The 405-nt window shown below is 72.3% G+C and carries 1 protein-coding gene; it reads left to right on the top strand.

Annotated elements, in window-relative coordinates; translation table 11 throughout:
- Nucleotides 1-34 precede the first annotated feature (34 nt).
- The coding region (locus tag PUR61_RS00830) for an AMP-binding protein (RefSeq protein ID WP_329874564.1) at nt 35-405 on the top strand (371 nt) is incomplete at its 3' end.

Below are 405 nucleotides of genomic sequence, written 5' to 3'. Positions count from 1 at the left end.
GGGTCGTTGGGTGGGGTTGGCGTTGCCGCGGTCGGTGGACCTGGTGGTGGCGATGGTGGCGGTGTTGCGGTCGGGGGCGGGGTATCTGCCGCTGGATCCGGGTTTCCCGGCGGAGCGGCTGGCGTTCATGGTGGAGGACGCGTCGCCGGTCTGCACGGTCGCGGTGGGGGAGAGCGCGGCCGTACTGCCGGAGGGCGTCCCGGTGCTGCTGCTGGACGATCCGGAGACGGTCCGTGCGACGGAGTCCGCCGAGCCGTTCGGTGGCGTGCCGGTGGATCCGGAGGGGGCGGCGTATGTGATCCATACGTCGGGTTCGACGGGGCGTCCGAAGGGTGTGGTGGTGTCGCACGGGGCGTTCGCGGGTTTCCTGGCGGCGATGGACGGTCGGTTGGGTCTGGGGCCGGG

Source organism: Streptomyces sp. BE20, assembly GCF_036322525.1.
Taxonomy (GTDB): Bacteria; Actinomycetota; Actinomycetes; order Streptomycetales; family Streptomycetaceae; genus Kitasatospora.
This window is presented reverse-complemented; position numbering and strand designations above follow the sequence as displayed.